Source organism: Amycolatopsis solani (genome assembly GCF_033441515.1).
Taxonomy (GTDB): Bacteria; Actinomycetota; Actinomycetes; order Mycobacteriales; family Pseudonocardiaceae; genus Amycolatopsis; species Amycolatopsis solani.
This window is the reverse complement of record NZ_JAWQJT010000001.1, coordinates 4,382,141-4,400,117: the sequence shown is the minus strand read 5'-3', so window position 1 is coordinate 4,400,117 and position 17,977 is coordinate 4,382,141. Positions and strand designations below refer to the sequence as shown.

18 protein-coding genes are annotated in these 17,977 nt (G+C 73.5%); 3 read left to right on the top strand and 15 right to left on the bottom strand.

What is annotated here, in order from left to right; translation table 11 throughout:
* Nucleotides 1-38: 38 nt before the first annotated feature.
* The 8 genes from SD460_RS20500 to SD460_RS20465 form a co-directional block, all read right to left on the bottom strand.
* Nucleotides 39-860, bottom strand: coding sequence for an LLM class F420-dependent oxidoreductase (locus tag SD460_RS20500; protein ID WP_290062897.1), 822 nt, complete (start codon nucleotides 858-860; stop codon nucleotides 39-41).
* A complete protein-coding gene (locus SD460_RS20495; protein WP_318306516.1) occupies nucleotides 857-1,522 on the bottom strand; it encodes a dTMP kinase in 666 nt (221 codons plus the stop codon). The genes SD460_RS20500 and SD460_RS20495 overlap by 4 nt, the downstream gene beginning before the upstream one ends.
* Entirely contained in the window at nucleotides 1,519-2,634 is a 1,116-nt protein-coding gene (locus SD460_RS20490; RefSeq protein ID WP_318306515.1) for a hypothetical protein, read from the bottom strand. The genes SD460_RS20495 and SD460_RS20490 overlap by 4 nt, the downstream gene beginning before the upstream one ends.
* Nucleotides 2,631-3,824: a cytochrome P450 gene (locus SD460_RS20485; protein ID WP_318306514.1), complete on the bottom strand. Its 1,194-nt coding sequence runs from the start codon at nucleotides 3,822-3,824 to the stop codon at nucleotides 2,631-2,633. The genes SD460_RS20490 and SD460_RS20485 overlap by 4 nt, the downstream gene beginning before the upstream one ends.
* On the bottom strand, nucleotides 3,824-6,433 hold the full coding sequence (locus SD460_RS20480) for a PEP/pyruvate-binding domain-containing protein (RefSeq protein ID WP_290060927.1): 2,610 nt from the start codon (nucleotides 6,431-6,433) through the stop codon (nucleotides 3,824-3,826). The genes SD460_RS20485 and SD460_RS20480 overlap by 1 nt, the downstream gene beginning before the upstream one ends.
* On the bottom strand, nucleotides 6,430-7,071 hold the full coding sequence (locus SD460_RS20475) for a methyltransferase family protein (RefSeq protein ID WP_290060928.1): 642 nt from the start codon (nucleotides 7,069-7,071) through the stop codon (nucleotides 6,430-6,432). Before SD460_RS20475 ends, SD460_RS20480 begins: the two co-directional genes overlap by 4 nt.
* Nucleotides 7,068-7,925 (bottom strand): hotdog family protein, encoded by an 858-nt coding sequence (locus SD460_RS20470; RefSeq protein WP_290060930.1) that lies wholly within the window; start codon nucleotides 7,923-7,925, stop codon nucleotides 7,068-7,070. Before SD460_RS20470 ends, SD460_RS20475 begins: the two co-directional genes overlap by 4 nt.
* Nucleotides 7,926-8,201: 276 nt before the next feature.
* A complete protein-coding gene (locus tag SD460_RS20465; protein ID WP_290060932.1) occupies nucleotides 8,202-9,191 on the bottom strand; it encodes a DHH family phosphoesterase in 990 nt (329 codons plus the stop codon).
* Nucleotides 9,192-9,216: 25 nt separating this feature from the next.
* Between SD460_RS20465 and SD460_RS20460 the strand changes: the two genes are divergently transcribed.
* Nucleotides 9,217-10,248 (top strand): TRM11 family SAM-dependent methyltransferase, encoded by a 1,032-nt coding sequence (locus SD460_RS20460; protein WP_290060934.1) that lies wholly within the window; start codon nucleotides 9,217-9,219, stop codon nucleotides 10,246-10,248.
* Nucleotides 10,249-10,278: 30 nt separating this feature from the next.
* Here the strand turns inward: SD460_RS20460 and SD460_RS20455 are convergent, their stop codons facing one another.
* From SD460_RS20455 to SD460_RS20445, 3 genes are read right to left on the bottom strand one after another with little or no spacing between them, the layout of a single operon-like run.
* Nucleotides 10,279-10,533 carry a MafI family immunity protein gene (locus SD460_RS20455; protein ID WP_290060936.1) on the bottom strand — a complete coding sequence of 85 codons (255 nt, stop codon included), beginning with the start codon at nucleotides 10,531-10,533 and terminating at the stop codon, nucleotides 10,279-10,281.
* A gap of 25 nt (nucleotides 10,534-10,558) precedes the next feature.
* Nucleotides 10,559-11,674 (bottom strand): SPFH domain-containing protein, encoded by a 1,116-nt coding sequence (locus tag SD460_RS20450; RefSeq protein WP_290060938.1) that lies wholly within the window; start codon nucleotides 11,672-11,674, stop codon nucleotides 10,559-10,561.
* 55 nt (nucleotides 11,675-11,729) lie between these two features.
* Nucleotides 11,730-11,957, bottom strand: a complete 228-nt coding sequence (locus tag SD460_RS20445) for an NfeD C-terminal domain-containing protein (protein ID WP_290060940.1) — start codon at nucleotides 11,955-11,957, stop codon at nucleotides 11,730-11,732.
* A gap of 136 nt (nucleotides 11,958-12,093) precedes the next feature.
* Between SD460_RS20445 and SD460_RS20440 the strand changes: the two genes are divergently transcribed.
* A complete protein-coding gene (locus SD460_RS20440) occupies nucleotides 12,094-12,636 on the top strand; it encodes a TetR/AcrR family transcriptional regulator (RefSeq protein ID WP_290060942.1) in 543 nt (180 codons plus the stop codon).
* Complete coding sequence (locus tag SD460_RS20435; RefSeq protein WP_290060943.1) at nucleotides 12,633-13,250, top strand: class I SAM-dependent DNA methyltransferase; 618 nt, start codon at nucleotides 12,633-12,635, stop codon at nucleotides 13,248-13,250. Before SD460_RS20440 ends, SD460_RS20435 begins: the two co-directional genes overlap by 4 nt.
* Here SD460_RS20435 and SD460_RS20430 read toward each other — a convergent pair.
* The 4 genes from SD460_RS20430 to infB all read right to left on the bottom strand — a co-directional run bounded on the left by SD460_RS20430 (nucleotide 13,247) and on the right by infB (nucleotide 17,923).
* Nucleotides 13,247-14,062 carry an alpha/beta hydrolase gene (locus SD460_RS20430; RefSeq protein ID WP_290060944.1) on the bottom strand — a complete coding sequence of 272 codons (816 nt, stop codon included), beginning with the start codon at nucleotides 14,060-14,062 and terminating at the stop codon, nucleotides 13,247-13,249. The two genes, SD460_RS20435 and SD460_RS20430, sit on opposite strands and share 4 nt — an antisense overlap.
* 4 nt (nucleotides 14,063-14,066) lie before the next feature.
* The gene (rbfA, locus tag SD460_RS20425; RefSeq protein ID WP_290060945.1) at nucleotides 14,067-14,543 is read right to left on the bottom strand and encodes a 30S ribosome-binding factor RbfA; all 477 of its coding nucleotides are present in this window, start codon (nucleotides 14,541-14,543) and stop codon (nucleotides 14,067-14,069) included.
* 19 nt (nucleotides 14,544-14,562) lie between these two features.
* Nucleotides 14,563-14,856 (bottom strand): DUF503 domain-containing protein, encoded by a 294-nt coding sequence (locus tag SD460_RS20420; RefSeq protein WP_290060946.1) that lies wholly within the window; start codon nucleotides 14,854-14,856, stop codon nucleotides 14,563-14,565.
* A 70-nt stretch (nucleotides 14,857-14,926) separates the two neighbouring features.
* Nucleotides 14,927-17,923, bottom strand: a complete 2,997-nt coding sequence (gene infB / locus SD460_RS20415) for a translation initiation factor IF-2 (protein WP_318306513.1) — start codon at nucleotides 17,921-17,923, stop codon at nucleotides 14,927-14,929.
* Nucleotides 17,924-17,977 lie beyond the last annotated feature (54 nt).

Sequence of the window (17,977 nt, the reverse complement as noted above, 5' to 3'; positions counted from 1 at the left end):
GAACGGCGGAACTTTCCGGGCCCGCCGGCCGACGCCGGTCACGCGACCAGCGCCGCCAGGTGATCCAGCCGCGGGAGCACCACGTCGGCGCCCGCGTCCGGGACCAGGAGCAACACCCGTTCCAAGCCCAGCTCCGCGTAGCGGGCCAGCATCGCCGGGTCGGCGGCACCGTTGAACAACGTCACCGGCACGGGCGCGCCGGCACGCTCCCGCAGGCGGCCCAGGCGGACGGCGAAGGCGCCGATCGTGTCCGCGGTCACGTTCTGGGCCAGCCAGCCGTCGCCCCAGGCGAGGACGCGGTCCTCCACTCCCGGGCCCATGCCGCCGACCAGCACCGGCGGGACGCGGCGGGGCTTCGGCCACGACCAGAGCGGGTCGAAGTCGACGAACTCGCCGTGGAACTCGGCCTCGTCCTCGGTCCAGATGGCCCGCATCGCGCGCACCCGCTCGGCGAGCAGCCGCATCCGGGTGCGCGGGTCGGTGCCGTGGTGGGCCATCTCTTCGCGGTTCCAGCCCGCGCCGACGCCGAAGAGGAACCGGCCGCCGCTGAGCAGGTCGAGGGTGGCGACCTGCTTGGCCGTGACGATCGGATCCCGTTGCACCACCAGGCAGACGCCGCTGCCGACCCGCAGCGTGGTGGTCACCGCCGCGGCCGCGGTGAGCGCGCCGAACAGGTCGAGCGAGCGCAGGTACATCCGCGGTAGTGCGCCGCCGGGCGGGTACGGCGTCCGGCGCGACACCGGGATGTGCGTGTGGTCGCAGAAGAACAGCGACTCGAAGCCGCGTTCCTCCGCGGCGGCCGCCAGCGCGCCCGGCGCGATCCCGTAGTCGGTGGGGAACGCGCACAGCCCGATCTTCACGCGCTGTCCCTCGCTTCCGCGCCGGTCAGGGCGAGCACCCGGGGCACGAGCCGCGCCACCAGCCGCTCCGGCGGGGTGCGGGCGTCGAGGACCAGCCAGCCATCGCGGGCCGCCCAGCGGTCGAGCGTGGCCGCGATCGACCGCTGGTGGGCCAGGAAACTCTCCCGGGAGCACGACAGGTCCATCCCGCACTCGAACGGCACCGCCCGGCCGTCCTTGCGCGCCCACGCGTCTTCGGGGTCGATGCGGAGGTGGACGGTGAGGTCCGCGGCGGGCAGCCCCGCGCCGACCGCCTCCACCCAGGACACGTCGGCGCCGTAAGCGATTTCGCTCGCGGCGTGCTTCTGCCAGTGCCCGTCGAGCAGCAGGATCTCCCCGGTCCCGGCCGGCCGGCCGGTGAGCGCCAGCGCCGAAGCCCACAGCAGGAACAGCAGCCGGGGCACGCCGGGCATCAGCGCAGCGCACCGGCGCGCCACGGCGACGTCGCCGGTCAGGCAGCTCGCGGTGGGGTACCGGACGGCGTCGGCGATGTCCCAGCGGTCGACGCGCGCCGCCGCGTGGCCGGCGGCGGTGAGCCGCTCGGCCAGCAGCGCCGTCACCGTCGACTTGCCGGCCCCGTCGGCGCCGACCACCGCGACGACGGGTCCACTTCGGACGGTCACGGGCGCGCGACCTGCGGGTGCACCGTGTACCCGGGTTGCTCCCGGATCAGCGCGGTCACCGCCGGATCCGCGGGCAGCCGGGGGTTGCGCGCGCCCGCGCCCGGCCGGTCGGGGCCGTCCAGCGCGCCGATCGCCAGCAGGCCGCGCAGGGCCGGGGACAGCTCACCGCCGTCGAGGCCGAAGCGGTCGGCGTCGCGCCAGGCCGCCACGACCGATTCGTCGACCGCGTACGCCTCGTCGTCGCTCATCAGCGCGATGCCCTCGGAGAACCGCACCGGCGCGAAGAAGGGGCTGCGCCGGGACGTCTCCCCCGCCGGGGCGGGCAGCTGGGCGAGCGGCTTGTCCCAGCCCTCCGTCACGCACCACGACAGCAGCAGGTTGCCGACGCGCAGCCGGTGGGCTGCAACGACTTCGACGTCGTCGAGCCCGGCGGCGAAGACCTGGTTGAGCAGCCGCCACAGCTCCTCCGCCCACGGCGCGGTCGCCTCGGTCCGCCGCAGCCTGCGGAAGAGGAACTTCGGCCCGACGTAGAGGTCGTCGGCCGCCGCCAGCAGTGCCTCCGCCGCGTTCTCCAGCGCGATCGCGGACGCCGTCGCCGCGGTGTAGCGGTCGCCGCTGAGCAGCGCGCCCCAGACGTCCTCGGCGAAGGCCGCGAAGATGTTCGCGTGCCGGGCGACGAGGATCCGGCGCACGACGTCCCGGCGCAGCGGCGCGAGCACGTCCTGCCAGGCCGGGGCCACCTTGACCCGGTGCCCGGTGGTCAGCCGGACGAGCGCGTTGAGCACCTTGAACTCGAGCAGGAACTGCTCCCGGTCGGTGCCGGTGGCGGTGAACCGGGTGCCGAGCGCGGCCAGCCGGCGCACCAGCGCACCGTCCAGTTTGGTCACGTGCACCAGCACGCCGTCGTGCTCGTAGCCGTGGTCCTGGCCGGGCAGGTGGTCGCCGACGGCGTAGACGTCCACATCGGACGTCCCGTGCCCGAGGCCGACGGCGAGGCTGCCGGCCAGGTACGCCAGTTCGATCTCGCCGCCGAGGCGGTGCTCGACCACGTGGCGGACCGCCGCGATCTGCCGCTCGGTGAAGTACACGTCGGGGATGGCGGGCTCGGTCATCGCGCGTCACCCGCCCAGCGCACCGGAAGCTCCCACAAACCGCTCACCTGCATCTCCCTCCGCCAGCGCAGGGCCCCTTCGGGCACCGCGAGTTCGAGTCCGGGCAGTTCACGCAGCAGGACCGCGAGGCCGGTCTGCAGTTCGGCCCGCGCCAGTTCGGCGCCGAGGCACCGGTGCCGCCCGGCACCGAACGCCACGTGCGGGTTGTGTTCCCTGGCCAGGTCCAGCCGCTGCGGGTCGGCGAACACCTCGGCGTCGCGGTTGGCCGCGTCGGTCAGCGGCACCACCACCTCGCCGCGGCGCACCATCCGGTCGGTCAGCCGGACGTCCTCGGTCGCGACGTGCGGGGTGCCGCCGCCGGTGGTGAACGACGTCCAGCGCAGCATCTCCTCGATCGCCCGGTCGAGCGCCGCCGGTTCGCCCCGCAGCGACTCCCAGCGGGCGCGGTCGGTCAGCAGCAGGTAGACGCACGACGCGAGCTGGTTGCTCGTCGACTCGTAGCCCGCGACGAGCAGCCCGGCGCTCATCACGATGGCTTCCTCGCGCGAAAGCTCGTCCGCCCGGCCGGGAACCGGGGCGAGGTCGGCGATGATGCCCTCGCGCGGGGCGCGGCCAGCCCAGATCTCGTCGACCAGCGCGGTGAAGTACTCGTGCATCGCGCGGTGCCCCTCGGCGACCTCCGCCGGCGACGCGTGGCCACGCGACATCATCGCGTTGACCCACGGCCGGAACCGGCCCCGGTCCGTGGCCGGCACCCCGAGCAGATCGCTGATCACCGCGAGCGTGAACGGCACCGCGAACTCCTCGACGAGCTCCGCTTCGGTGCCCCGCGCCCGCAGCCCGGCGATCAGCTCGGCCGCCAGCGCGGCCAGTCCCGGGCGCGCGGCCTCGGCCCGCCGCGCCGTGAAGCCGGCCGCGACCGTCCGGCGCCGCCGGGTGTGCACCGGCGGGTCGGTCAGCAGCAGCGCGAGCGAGCCGGCCTCGCGGTCGAACAACGCGCCGTGGGCCTCGCGGCTGAACCTCGGGTCGCCGAGCACGGTCCGCACGTCGTCGAAGCGCGTGGCGAGCACCGCGGGCCGCCCGCCCGCCAGCGTCACCGGGCACAGCGCGCCGGCGCCGAGGATCTCCCGGTACTCCGGCGGCGGTTCGAGGCCGGGTCCTTCGGCGAACGGGAACGACGGGGCGCTCATCAGGCAACCTCCTCTGTGCGCAGCAGCCGGACCGTGCCGGCCGCGCCGTCCAGCTCGATCCAGCCGCCGTCGGCGATGGCGGTGGTGGCGCCGGGCACGGCCACCACGGTCGGGATGCCCAGCAGCCGTCCGGTGATCGCGGTGTGCGACAGCAGGCTGCCGCGTTCGACGACGATGCCCTTCGCCGCGGTCATCAGGTACAGCCAGCCGGGATCGGTCTCGCGCGCGACGAGGATGCGGTCCCGGCAGTCCTCGACCGGGGCGGTCGGGTCGAGCACCACCGCCGCCCGGGCCCGGACGACGCCGCGGCTGGACGCCAGTCCCCGCAGGACGTCGCCCGGCGCGGGGCCGCTGCGTGCGGCGTCGCGGCCGGGGCCGTCCGGGGACAGGTAGGCCGGCGGCGCGGGTTTTTCGCGCCACGCCTCGAGTTCCGCCCGGCGCCGCGCGGCCAGGTCCGCGAGCCCGGCCGTCCCGCCCGTGCCGTCGATCGCGCCGAGCACCTCGTCCACGCGCAGGTGGACGACGTCGCCGGCGTCGGCGAGCCGGCCGTCGGCGGCCAGGACGGCACCCAGCCGGTAGAGGATGTCGCGGCTGACGCCGTAGAGCTGACTGCGGCACAACCGGGTGTCCTCGCGGGCCTTGACGAACCGCCGCAGCGCCCGCACGCAGAGCCCGAGCGCGATCCGGCGCGCCGGGCTCGGGCAGGCCCGGCGCAGCCGCCGGACGCCGTCGCGGCGGGCGTTGCGCTCCGCGGCGCGGTTGCCCTCGGCGGTCTCGCCGCTCGCCACCAGCGGGCGCAGCACGCCGATCAGCCGCCACGGGTCCTGGCGCGGTGTGCGGACCTCGAGCTTCAGGTCGTGCACGGTCCGGTCGCCGTACCGGCGCAGGTGCTCCGCGAACGCCTCGGCGACGTCGCTGCCGAACCGGCCGCCGACGATCGCGTCGTGCACCTCCCGGTCGGTGCCGTCCGCCAGCGCCGCGGCCAGCCGCGGGTCCCGCCGCAAGCGCGTGGCCAGCCGCAACGCCGACCGCAGGGCCAGCAGCGAGCGGTTCTCCGGGCCGCCGGGCAGCAGCCCGACGAGCAGCGCCGGGTCGCCGTCGGTCCAGCGGGCCAGCAGCCGTTGCGTGACGGTCAGGCCGACGAGCAGGAAGTAGCCGTTGAGCAGGGTGACCGGCCACGGCCCGACGAACTCCGCCCAGATCCGGCGGTACCGGCGGACCAGCTCCTCCGGCGCGACGCCGTCGAGCGGCCCGGTGGCCGCGGCGAGATCGTCCCACCACGTCAGGAAGCGGCGCACGGCGAGCGGGTGCCCGAGCAGGCTCGCGACCGCGCGGGGCAGCGCCCGGAGCGTCGTCAGCCACCCGTGCCGGGGCAGCGGCGGCGCGTCGTCGAGCTCGTCGCCGGACAGGCCCAGCGTCCGCTGCCACGTCGGGCGCAGCTGTCCCCAGCCCGGCATCAGGGCGTGCAGCCGGTACCAGGCGTCGAGCTGGTAGTAGACGCGCCCGTCGAGCAGCCCGATCATCCGCGCGAGGTCGCCGGCGTGCCGGTCGAGCCGCCGGGCGGGCACGCCGATCCGGCGGTAGAACCCGCGGAAGCAGACCTCGTAGAACTCCTGGGCCTGCGAGTAGGTGAGCGCGCAGGTGACGCCCGGGAAGCTCTCGGTCAGGTTGTGGTTGGTCCAGAGGACACCGGACGCGGGGGCCGGGTCGTCCCCGGCGAAGACGATCGGGCGCGCCTGGACGAGTTCGATCGTCCCGTCCGCGGTCAGGGCCCCCTCGATGTCCTGCGGGGCACCGAAGTGCGCGGCCACCCGCGCGGCGAGAGCGCCGATAGCCCGCACCTCGGCGTCGGTCAACACCGGTGCGGCGCGGAGCCCGGCCGGGACTCCGGTCACCCGCGGCTCCCCCGCGCGGGCGGGATCGGGGGCGACCATGCGGTGCTTCGGCACGACCGTGCGCGTCACGCGGCCGGTCGCGGGGTCGTGCGCGAAGTGGTCGACGTCGGCGAGCTCCTGAACCACGCCTTCGCCGAGGCCGTACGCGGCCGCGACCAGGTGGTGCGCGGCCCCGGTGCGCGGATCCCGGCTGAACGCGACGAACGAGCGGGCCGCCGGCACCATGCGCTGCACGCCGACCGCGACCCGCGCCCCGCCCGGGTCCGCGCCGCGCAGCCGCCGGTAGGCCACCGCCCGGTCGGTGAACGCGGACGCCCAGCACTCGGCGACCCGGGCGAGCAGGGCCTCGCGGCCCACGTTCAGGAAGCTGTCGCTCATCCCGGCGAACGGGTCGGCCGCGCTGTCCTCCCCGTCGCCGACGACGCAGGCGCGCACGGCGACCACGCCGTCCGGACCGGCGAGCTCGTCGAACGCCGCCAGCAGCCGCCCGGCCAGCGGCTCCGGGACCCCGCCGCGGCTCAGCACCCGCCGCCGGTCGGCGGGGTCCTCGGCGGCCGCACGGGCGAGAGCGGCGTCGAACGCCTCCACCGGCACGCAGAAGAACTCCGGGACCCGGAAGCCCGCGGCGCGGAGCTCGGCCTGGCGGGCGAACTTGTTCCCGACGGCGGCGGGGTCGGTCAGCCGCGGGCCGTCGCGCAGGAGCTCCACGGTCACCACACCCCCGGGACCAGCCGGGCTCGGCCGGCGGCGAACGCGGGGTACCCCGGGACGCCGAAGAGCATCCGTTCCTCGACGCGGATCCGCCACACCAGCGCACCGGCGAGCACCACCAGCCCGACGGCGCCTGGCACGGTGAACAGGTAGGCGGTGTAGCCGGCGCTGGCCACCAGCATCCCGGTGTACGCCGGGTGGCGGACCGCGCGGTACGGCCCGGTGGTGACGACCTCGTGGCCGTCGTGGCGCAGCACGCGGTGGGTGTAGAACCGCCCGAGCTCGCCGATCGCCCGCAGCCGCAGCGCGATCCCGCCCAGGAACAGGGCGGCGGGGGCCAGCACCCACCAGCCGATCCCGCCCCACGGCAGCGGGCCGAGCGCGCCGGAGACGACGACCACGGTGCGCGAGAAGCCGTAGGGCAGCACCGTCGGGTCGGGCGGCGACGTGCCGGCGGGGGTGAAGGTGATCCGCGATTCCGCGACGATCCAGACCAGGTGGACCAGCACGAACCCGGCGGCGACCGCGGACCGCGGGTCGGCGGCCGACAGCAGGCGGAGCACGAGGCCCACGCCGAGCGCGGCGACGATGACGAAGTACAGGAGCCGGGGAACCTGGTTCACCCGCACGAGGCCGATCACGCGGCGGCCTCCCCGGAGAAGCGGTCACGCGCGGCGCGGAACCGCTCGTACGCGGCGGCGCTGACGGTGATGGCGACGTACTCGAACCGGCCGGCGACCACGCCACCGGCGTCCAGCAGGTCGAACGAGACGGCCAGCTTGGTGCGCTTCACCGGCTCGCGGACCCAGCGGAACGAGTACGCCGGGCTCGGCGGCGACGCCGGCAGGTCGGCGTGGAAGGCCGTCCACAGGACCGTGGTGCCGTAGGACCAGCCCGCCGCCCAGTGCTCCAGCACGGTGAAGAACTGCCGGCTCGACTCGATCAGGCCGCGCGCCGAGAAAGCGGGCTCACCGGAGTCCAGGTAGTGGCCCGGCCGGGCGAGCAGGGCCGGCGCGGTGACCTCCGCCCCGGCGTCGGCCGGGACGCCGAGCACGATGTTGTCCTCGTCGACGCGGTGCACGAGGTCCTTGGGACACAACGCGTCCCGGGTGTCGCCGGGGTGCGGGGCCGCGGCCGGACGGGCGAGACCGGCGACCCGCCGCAGGGTCCCGGCGCAGATGTCGGCGTCGGCCTGCTGGGCCAGCAGCGACCACTGCCCGGGCACGCCCGGTTCCGGGGCGAGACCGAGCTCGACCGGGCCGGCCAGCGTGCCCATCGCCGGGAAGCGCAGGTCGAGCACCAGCCGCTCGGCCCCGCCCGGCCGCCCGGTCACCGACTCGGCGAGGTCGAGCAGGCCGCAGATGGTGAGCGAGCCGGGCAGGTGGTCGAGCGGGTGGTCGAAGAAGAAGGGGTGTTCGCGCGGGACGGTCAGTCCCGCGGTCCACCCTGGACCCGTTTTCCGCACCGGCCCGGTCAGCGGCTTCGCTTCGCTCATGCACGCCTCCTTCGCTCCCCGCCGGACTCGACCGGCGTCACCGCAGCATCGCGCGTGATCGCGGCGGGGATTGCTCCCCAGTGCGGAGACGGTGAACGAAGTGCCGAACTCCCGGGCGGCCAGTGCGTTCCGCACGATCTCCCGGAGCCGGCCAAGCGCCCCAATGTGGCGTTCGGTGCGTCCAGCGCACCCAATGTGGCGTTCGGTGCGTCTGACGCACCCAATGCCACATTGGGGCGCATCCCGCGGCCGTCAACGAACCGGGGCCGGATGCGGTTAGAGGAGTGGCGCCCGCTCCAGTGCAGCGCGCAGTCCCGCGAGGACCTCCTCGGCGGTGCCCGGGATCGTGCAGCCCGCGGCCTGCCGGTGCCCGCCGCCGCCGAACTCCGCCGCGACCGCCGAGACGTCGATCCCGATGGAGCGCAACGAGATCTGCCACTGCCCCGGGTCGGCGAGGTCCTGCTTGAGCACCGCGGCGACGGCGGCCTCGCGCACCGAGCGGACGACGTCGACGACCGACTCGACCTCCTCGGCCCGCACCGTCCCGGCCGCGTCGACGCCGACCACGGCGTGCACGAAACCCTTGCCCCGCGCGGCTTCCGGTTCCAGCCGGGCGCCGCTCAGCACCGACGACAGCATCGGCAGCCACGCGAACGGGCGCTCGTCGACGATCCGCCGTACGACGGCTTCGGCGTCGACGCCCGCCTCGAGGAGCCGCGCCGCCATCCGGTGCGTCTCCGGGCTCGCCCGGCGGAACCCGCTGGTGTCGGTGACGATCCCGGCGTAGATCCCGCGAGCGATCGGCTCGTCCAATTCGGCGCCCAGTTCGTCCAGGATGCGGAACACCAGGATCGCGCTGGCCTCGGCCGTCTCGTCGACGACGTGGCAGGTGCCGTAGCCGGTGTTGGTGGCGTGGTGGTCGATCACCAGCACGGCACCGGCGGTCTCGACGCGCCCGGCGAGCCGGCCCAGCCGCTTCGGCGTCGGCGTGTCGACGCAGACCAGCAGAGGTTCGGTGGCCGGGAGGTCGTCCGGGTGAGTGAGCAGCCCGTCCTCGTCGAGCCACCGCAGCGTCTCGGGCGCCTCGTCGGGCTCGCCGAACGAGACGCGCACCTTCGCACCGCGCTGGACGAGGGCCCGGCCGAGGGCGAGCGCGCTGCCCAGCGCGTCGGCGTCCGGGCGGATGTGGCCGAGGATCGTCACGTCGGTGGCCGAGGCGAGCAACGCCGCCGCGGCCCGGATGTCCTGCGCCGAAGTAGGGGTCACGGTGCGTCACGCTACGCTCTGCGGGATGCCTGAGTACGCGATGCTGGTCTACCCGTCGGCCAACCGGGTCTACGCCGCCTCCTCCGCCGCCCTGCTGCGCGCCGAGCTGGCGGTCTTCGGCGCGGCCCTGGCGGCCGAACTGTCCGCGATCGACGAGGCCGAGCTGGGCGGCGTGGGGTACGTGCGCTTCACGAGCTCGGCCCCGCTGGGCGAGCGCGACCTGGCGATCCTGTCGAACCTGTCCTCGTTGTACGCGCTGTTCGAGCTGGGCGACGGCGTCCTCCGTCCGGTGACGGTGACACCGCTGGCGAAGGCGGACTCGGACCTGCTGACGATCCAGAAGTACGCGGGCAAGACGAACGAGCTGTTCACGAAGCTGCTGGTGAACGTGACGCTGATGGCGACGGCGGACCCGTTTTCGGCCAAGGCGAAGTACCTGCTGGACCCGCTCTGTGGTCGCGGCACGACGCTGAACCAGGCGATGATGTACGGCCTGCACGCGACCGGCCTCGACGTCGACGGCAAGGACTTCGAGGCGTACGAGGCGTTCATCAAGACGTGGCTGCGGAACAAGCGCGTGAAGCACACGGCGGAGTCCGGCCAGCTCCGCCGCAACAAGGTGCGCCTGGGACGGCGGCTCGACATCGAGTACGCGCTGTCCAAGGAGGACTACAAGGCGGGCGAAACCCGCAAGCTCACGTACTTCCAGGCCGACACGCTGACCACCGACGAGGTGCTGCGCGCGAACTCCTGCGACGTGATCGTGACCGACGCACCGTACGGCGTCCAGCACGGCAGCCACCGCGAAGCCGGCCTGCAACGCAGCCCCCGCGACCTCCTCGCGGCGGCGGTCCCGGTGTGGACGCGGGTCCTGCGCCCGGGCGGCGCGCTCGGCATCTCGTGGAACACCACGGTGTTGCCGCGCGAGGAGCTCGTCGAGGTGCTGCGGAAGGCCGGGCTCGACGTGCGGGAGGGCGGGCCGTGGGAGGAGTTCGCGCACCGGGTCGACCAGGCCATCCTGCGTGACCTGGTCGTCGCGGTGAAGCCCACGTCTTGAGTCGACAGAGCCTGAGCAGGGCCATCCCGCCTACGGGTGGACCAGTTCGTCCAGCTTCTCCATCGACCTGCGCTCGCCGAGGTCGGCCGCCGCGCGGGAGAGACGTCCGTGGTAGTGCGCCGAGATGGGCAAGGCGTCCTCGTAAAGCCACGAGCACAGGGTTCTGAACGCCAACTCCTCCTCGCCGACTGCGACCAAGTGCCGGACATCGGCTATCACCTCTTCCGACACCAGCGGGGAATCGGCCAGGAGGTTCAGCACCAACGACTTCACGTTCTCGGGCATGGCGCCTTCCAGTGGTGACCCGCCATCAGGACTGCGTCAGCTCGGCCGGCTTCGGCACCTGCCCGTTCTCCTCGACAGCCGCCGCAGCCGGCGGCGGTGGCGTGCTCAGCCCCCGCTTCACCGAGTCCAAGATGGACAGTCCCTGGCCCACCAGGCCCGCGGCCATCTCGCCGAGGCCGTCCGCGCCGTTGAGGATGTTGACGTTCGCGCCCGACAGGCCGCGGCCCGCTTCCTTGACGATCTGCGGGAGCTGGTCGATCAACATCCGGTCGAGGGCGACGCGGTTGTTCGACGCCGCTGCCTCGGCCTGGACGCGCATCTTCTCCGCCTCGGCCAGTGCCAGGATGCGGATGCGCTCGGCTTCGGCGTCGGCGGGCTTGATGACCTCGGCCACCAGCTGCTGCTGCCGCAGCTCCGCCTCGCGCTGGGCCAGCTCGGTGCGCGCGTCGATGACCTCCTGCTGCGCCCGCGCCTGCGCGAGCGGGCCCGCCTGCGCCGCCTCGGCCTGGGCCTTGTCGACCTCGGCGCGGTACTGCGCCTGCACGATCGACGTCTGGCGCGCGTACTCCGCCTGCGTCCGCTGCGACTTCTGCTCCGCCTCCGCCGCGGCCTGGTTCGCCACCGCCTGGGCGATCTGGGCATCCCGCTGGATGGCGGCGTTGTGCGGGGCGGCCATCGCGGCGATGTAGCCGAGCTTCATGTCGTCGATCGACTGGATCTGCAGCGCGTCCACGCTGAGCCCGATCTTCGCCATCTCGACCGCCGAACCGTCCAGCACCTCGGTCGCGAGCTTCTGCCGCTCGGTGATGATCTCCTCGACCGTCATCGACCCGATGATGGACCGCAGGTGGCCGGCGAAGATCCGGCCGGTCAGCACGGACATCTGGTCCTGGTCGGAGAGGAAGCGCTGCCCGGCGTTGACGATGCTCTCGGTGTCGTTGCCGACCTTGAACGCGATCACCGCCCGGACCGTCAGCGCGATCGCCTGTTTCGTGACGCACACTTCGGTCACTTCGGCCTCGCACATGGAAAGCGTGAGGAACCGGACTTTCCGGAAGACCGGCATGACGAACGCGCCGTGGCCGGTGACGACCCGGAACGGCGACGTGCCCTTGCTGTGCTTGCCCCCGGAGATGAGCATCGCCTCGTTGGGCGCCGGAACGCGATAACCGAACACCGCTGTCCTTCCGCGAACACTAGGAAACCGGATCCGGGGCGTCCCACGCCACGACGTCGACCGCGCGCCGTCCCCGGGCTTCCACGACCAGGACGGTCGTGCCCTTCGGCAGCTCCGCGTCGGACCAGGCCAGGAAGGTTTCCGAGCCACCCCTGATCCTGATCAGCACCTCCCCCGGGCCCCGCTGCCCGCGGGTGCCGACGAGGAGGACTCCCGTCCGGCCCGCCGGGGAGAGGTCGGAGTGCATGGTGCCGGCCTCCCTCGGTGGACCGCCTCGGTGCGGGTTCCGCCCCCGCTGAACCCCATTGTGCTCCCGGCGGCGGCCGTTGGTGGGCGCCGCGAGGTACCGATCCGGTGCGTCCCGGTTGGCTATACTGCGGAGCGTGACGGTCGAGCATCGCCCCCTGCGCGCGGACGCGCGGCGCAACCGGGAGGCACTGGTCGCCGCCGCCCGGGAGGTCTTCGGGGCGAAGGGGGTCGACGCCCCGCTCGACGAGGTCGCGCGGCGGGCCGAAGTCGCCATCGGGACGCTCTACAACCGGTTCCCCACCCGGGCCGACCTCGTCGAAGCCGCTTTCCTGCCGGCGCTGCAAGAGGCCGAAGCCGTCACCGAAGAAGCGCTCGCGCGCGACGACCCGTGGGACGGTTTCGTGCACTTCCTCGAACGCTCGATCCTCATGCAGGTCGCCGACCGCGGGTTCACCGAGGTGTGCTCGCGGGTGTTCGATCCGGACTCCGGGATCGAGAAAGCCAAGCGCGCCAAAGGTTCCCGGCTGAACCGGATCATCGAACGCGCTCAGGAGGCCGGGGCGCTGCGGGCGGACTTCCGCGGGCCCGACCTCGCCATCGTCTTCGCCGCGGCGACCGCCACCCCGGACTGGCGGCGGGCGCTCGGCATGGTCCTCGACGGGCTGCGCGCGCGATGAGCTGGCTCGCCGACACCCGCGATTCCTACGACACCGTCGCCGAGAGCTACGCCGAATTCATGCGGGACGCCATCACCATGCGGCCGTACGTGCGCGCGGCGCTCGACGTGCTGGCCGCGCGGGTCGACGGGCCCGTCGTGGACGTCGGGTGCGGGCCCGGGCACGTCACCGCGCACCTGCGCTCGCTGGGCGTCGACGCCGCCGGGGTGGACCTCTCGTCGAACATGGTCGAGCTCGCCCGGCGGAACCACCCCGGGCTGAGGTTCGACGTCGGGTCGATGACCGACCTCGACCTGCCCGACGCGTCGGTGGCCGGGGTGCTCGCGTTCTGGTCGCTCATCCACGTCCCCGACGACGAGGTCCCCGCGGCGCTGGCGCACTTCCGGCGTGTCCTGCGGCCCGGCGGCCTGCTCGTGATCGGCTACCACGTCGGGGCCGGGAGCCGGCTGAAGACGCAGGGGTACGGCGGGCACCCGATGCGGGTGCACGTCCACCTCCGGCAGCCGTGGTGGCTGGCCGGGCGGGTGCGCAAAGCCGGGTTCGCCGTCGAGTCCGAATGGCTGCTCGACAAGGAAGCCGAAGTGCCGCAAGGGATCCTGTTCGCGACGGCCTAGAGCCGCGTGCCGACGAACTTCAGGACCTCCGGCAGGATCCCGCGCCAGTACTCGTCCTTGTGCCCGCCCGGGGAAAACCTCGACACCGCGGGCGAAACCGCTTTCACGAGCTTCTTGTCCGCGCCCAGGAACGGATCCGACTCGCCGCACCAGACGCCGAGAGCGGCCGGGCGGAGGTCCGGGGCGTGCAGCAGCGGTTCTTCCGCGCGCCAGTTGTCCTCGCCGGAGAACACCTTGCGGCTGCGGGCATCCGGCCAGTCCACGAACAGGGCCGCGCTCGCCGTCGCGACCGCCTTCAGGTCCGGGTGGGCGCGGGCGAACCTCAGCGCGCCGAAGCCGCCCATCGAGATGCCGAACACCGCCGACGCCGGACGCAGGTCGCGGGCGGTCAGCCAGGCCGGGACTTCTTCGGTGAGCATCCGCTGCGGATCGTCGCCGCCACCGACGTCCACCCAGTAGTGGTCGCCGTCGACGGCCGCGATCGCGAACGGCGGGGTGCCGGCGCGGACCGCCGCCGTCAGCAGGTCCGGGACGCCCAGCGACAGGAACGTCCGGGCCTGCGCGCCACGGCCGTGCAGCGCCAGGCACACCGGAAGCCCCGACGCCGGGACGCCGGCCGGGGTGATCAGCACCAGGTCGACGTCGGTGTCGCGGGCGTCCGACCGCATGCGCTGGACCGTCACCGGGTCGCGCAGCACCGAGGGACGCGTCGGCGCCGGCACCGCCGGCGGGCCGGGCGGGGGTTCGGCGGACGAGCAGCCCGCCAGCAGCGCGAGTGCGCTGCCGGCGAGCAGGCCGCGGCGGGAGAGCACGAGGTCAGCCCCGGCTCTCCTCCTCCGCCAACTCGTCGTCTTCGGCCTCTTCACGAGGCGCCTTGTACGGGTCGGGCTCGCCGGCGTGCTGGGCGCCGGTCGCGCGGCGGGCGACCTCCGCGTCGGCCTCACGGGCCTTCGCGAGGAGGTCTTCGATCCGCTTGGATTCTTCGGGAATCGTGTCGGCGACGAAGGTCAGCGTCGGCGTGTAGCGGACGCCGGTGCCCTGCCCGACCTTGGTGCGCAGCACGCCGCGCGCCGATTCGAGCGCGGCGGCCGCACCCGCGAAGTCCGGGACGGAGTCCAGCTTCTCGCCGAGCACCGTGTAGTAGACGGTCGCGTCGTGCAGATCGCCGGTGACCTTCGTGTCCGTGATGGTCACGTAGTCCAGTCGCGGGTCCTTGACCTCGTGTTCGATCGCGGACGCGACGATCTGCGAGATCCGCTTGGCGAGCTTGCGAGCCCGAGCAGGATCGGCCATGTCGTTCTCCTAGAAAGATCTAATCGTCGGGACCGAGCAGCCGCCGCCGGGCGGACAGGAGTTCGAACTCCGGCCTGCTCGCCACGTACCGCTCACACGAGTCGAGCACGTCCCGGACGTGCTCGCCACCTTCGGCGACCACGGCCACCCCGATGAGGGTCCGGCGGTGCAGCTCGGTGTGCCCGGCCTCGGCCACCGACACGGCGAAGCGCTTGCGCACTTCGGCCAGCACCGGACGGACCACGGACCGCTTCTGCTTCAGCGAATGGACGTCGCCGAGCAGGATGTCGAGCTCGAGAGCTCCGACGTACATAGGCAAATGAGGTGGTGTAGTAGGGAGACACCGGGTGTGCGCGAAACGCACACCCGGTGTCCGATCGTCCTTACGCTCGCGGCTTCTCGCGCTGCTCGTACGTCTCGATCAGGTCGCCGACCTTCAGGTCGCCGTACGAACCGAGCGTCAGACCGCACTCGTAGCCTTCGCGAACCTCGACCACGTCGTCCTTGAACCGCCGCAGCGAGCTGATCGGCAGGTTCTCCGCCACGACGGTGCCGTCGCGGAGCAGACGGGCCCGGGCGTTGCGCCGGATCTCGCCGGACATGACCAGGCAACCCGCGATCGTGCCGATCTTGGAGGACTTGAAGACCTCGCGAACCTCCGCGCGGCCCAGCTCGACCTCTTCGTACTCCGGCTTGAGCATGCCCTTGAGGGCCTGCTCGATCTCGTCGATCGCCTGGTAGATGACCGTGTAGTACCGGACGTCGACGCCCTCGCGGGTGGCCCGCTCGGTCGCCTTGCCCTGGGCGCGGACGTTGAACCCGAGGACGATCGCGTCGGACGCGGTCGCCAGGTCGATGTCCGACTCGGTCACGCCACCGACACCGCGGTGGACCACGTTCAGCTCGACCTCGTCGCCGACGTCCAGCTGGAGCAGCGAGGCTTCGAGGGCCTCGACCGTACCCGAGTTGTCACCCTTGATGATCAGGTTGAGGCTGTTCGTCTCCTTCAAGGCGGAGTCGAGGTCCTCGAGGCTGACCCGCTTGCGGCGCGACGCGTTGAGCGCGTTGCGCGTACGAGCGGCGCGGCGCTCGGCGATCTGCCGGGCGACGCGGTCCTCGTCGACCACCAGGAAGGTGTCGCCCGCACCCGGCACCGAGGTGAACCCGATGACCTGGACGGGACGCGACGGCAGCGCCTCGGTCACGTCGACGTTGTGCTCGTCGACCATCCGGCGGACGCGGCCGTAGGCGTCACCCGCCACGACCGAGTCGCCGACGCGCAGCGTGCCGCGCTGGACCAGGACGGTGGCCACCGGGCCGCGGCCGCGGTCGAGGTGCGCCTCGATCGCGACACCCTGGGCCTCCATGTCCGGGTTGGCCCGGAGGTCCAGAGCGGCGTCGGCGGTCAGCAGGATCGCCTCGAGCAGGCCGTCGATGTTGATGTTCTGCCGCGCGGAGATCTCGACGAACATCGTGTCGCCGCCGTACTCCTCGGCGACCAGGCCGTACTCGGTCAGCTGCTGCCGGATCTTGTCCGGGTTCGCGCCTTCCTTGTCGATCTTGTTGATCGCGACCACGATCGGGGCCTTGGCGGCCTGCGCGTGGTTGATCGCCTCGACCGTCTGCGGCATCACACCGTCGTCGGCCGCCACCACGATCACCGCGATGTCGGTCGAGTTGGCACCACGGGCACGCATGGCGGTGAACGCCTCGTGACCCGGGGTGTCGATGAAGGTGATCAGGCGCGGGTTGCCCTCGAGCTCGGTCTCGATCTGGTACGCACCGATGTGCTGCGTGATGCCGCCGGCCTCGCTCTCGCGGACCTTCGTCTTCCGGATCGTGTCGAGCAGGCGGGTCTTACCGTGGTCGACGTGACCCATGATGGTCACGACCGGCGGCCTGACCTGCAGATCCTCTTCGCCACCCGCGTCGTCGCCGTAGGTGATGTCGAAGGTTTCCAGCAGCTCGCGGTCTTCTTCCTCGGGGCTGACGACCTGAACCGTGTAGTTCATTTCGCCGCCGAGCAGCTCGAGGATGTCGTCCGACACGGACTGCGTCGCGGTGACCATCTCACCGAGGTGGAAGAGCACCTGCACCAGCGAAGCCGGGTTGGCGTCGATCTTCTCGGCGAAGTCGGTCAGCGAAGCACCCCGCGGCAGCCGGATCGTCTCGCCCTGCCCCTTGGGCAGGCGGACGCCGCCGACGCTGGGCGCCTGCATGTTGTCCATGTACTCCTGGCGCTTCTGCCGCTTCGACTTGCGACCCTTGCGCGAGGGACCACCCGGACGCCCGAAGGCACCCGCGGTACCGCCACGGCCACCGGGGCCACCACGGCCACCGCCGCCGCCACGGAAACCGCCGCCACCGCCGGCCGGGGCACCCGTGCCGCCGCCGGGACGGAAACCGCCGCCACCGCCGCCGCCACCGGGACCGCCACGGAAGCCACCGCCGCCGCCACCGCCACCGGGACCGCCGCGGAAACCGCCGCCGCCGCCACCGGGGCCGCCACGAGCGCCGCCGCCAGGACCGCCACGGGCACCGCCACCGGGACCACCGCGGGCGCCGCCACCGGGACCGGCGGGACGCTGCGTGCGGCCCGGCATCATGCCGGGGTTCGGCCGCGGGGGCATGTTGCCCGGGCTCGGCCGGTTGCCACCGGCGCCACCACCGGGACGCGGGGCCGGGCGGTCACCCGAACCCTGGCCGCCACCGGGACGCGGCGGGCGGTTGTCGCCGCCCTGGCCGGGACCGCCGGGACGCGGGCCCTGCGGCCGCGGGGGCGCGCCGGAACCGACACCGAACGGGTTGTTGCCGACGCGCGGGGTGCGCGGGCCGGGCTTGGGACCGCCGGGCTTGGGGCCCTGCGGCTTCGGCGGGACGACCGAGCCGGTGCCGCCCTGAGCGGGCGCGGCCGGGGTGTCCTGCTTGGGCGCGGCAGGAGCTTCGGCCTTCGCGGCCGGGACCTGCTGCTGGGGTGCGGGCGCGGCGGGCTGCTGACGCGGGCCGGGCCGGGGACCGGGGCGCTGCCCCGGGGTGGCCGGCTTCGACGCCGCGGGCGCCTGCTGCTGGGGTGCGGCCGGAGCCGACGCGGCCGGAGCGGGCGCCGCCTGGGCCGCCGGAGCCTGCTGCTGAGCAGGCGCGGGGGGCTTCGGGGCGGCGGGCTTGGCGGCCGGCGGGCCGGGGCGCGCCGACGGACCGGGGGTGGGCTTCTTGGCGCCCTTGGGGGCGTACGCGTCGCGGAGACGGCGGGCGACGGGCGCCTCGACCGTGGACGACGCGGACTTGACGAACTCGCCCTGTTCCTTCAACTTCGCGAGAACGTCCTTGCTGGTGATGCCGAGCTCTTTCGCGAGCTCGTGTACGCGGGCCTTGCCTGGCACAACTCTCCTCATCTAGGGGAGGCCAGGCGGAAAACCCGCTGACCTCGTCCTTAT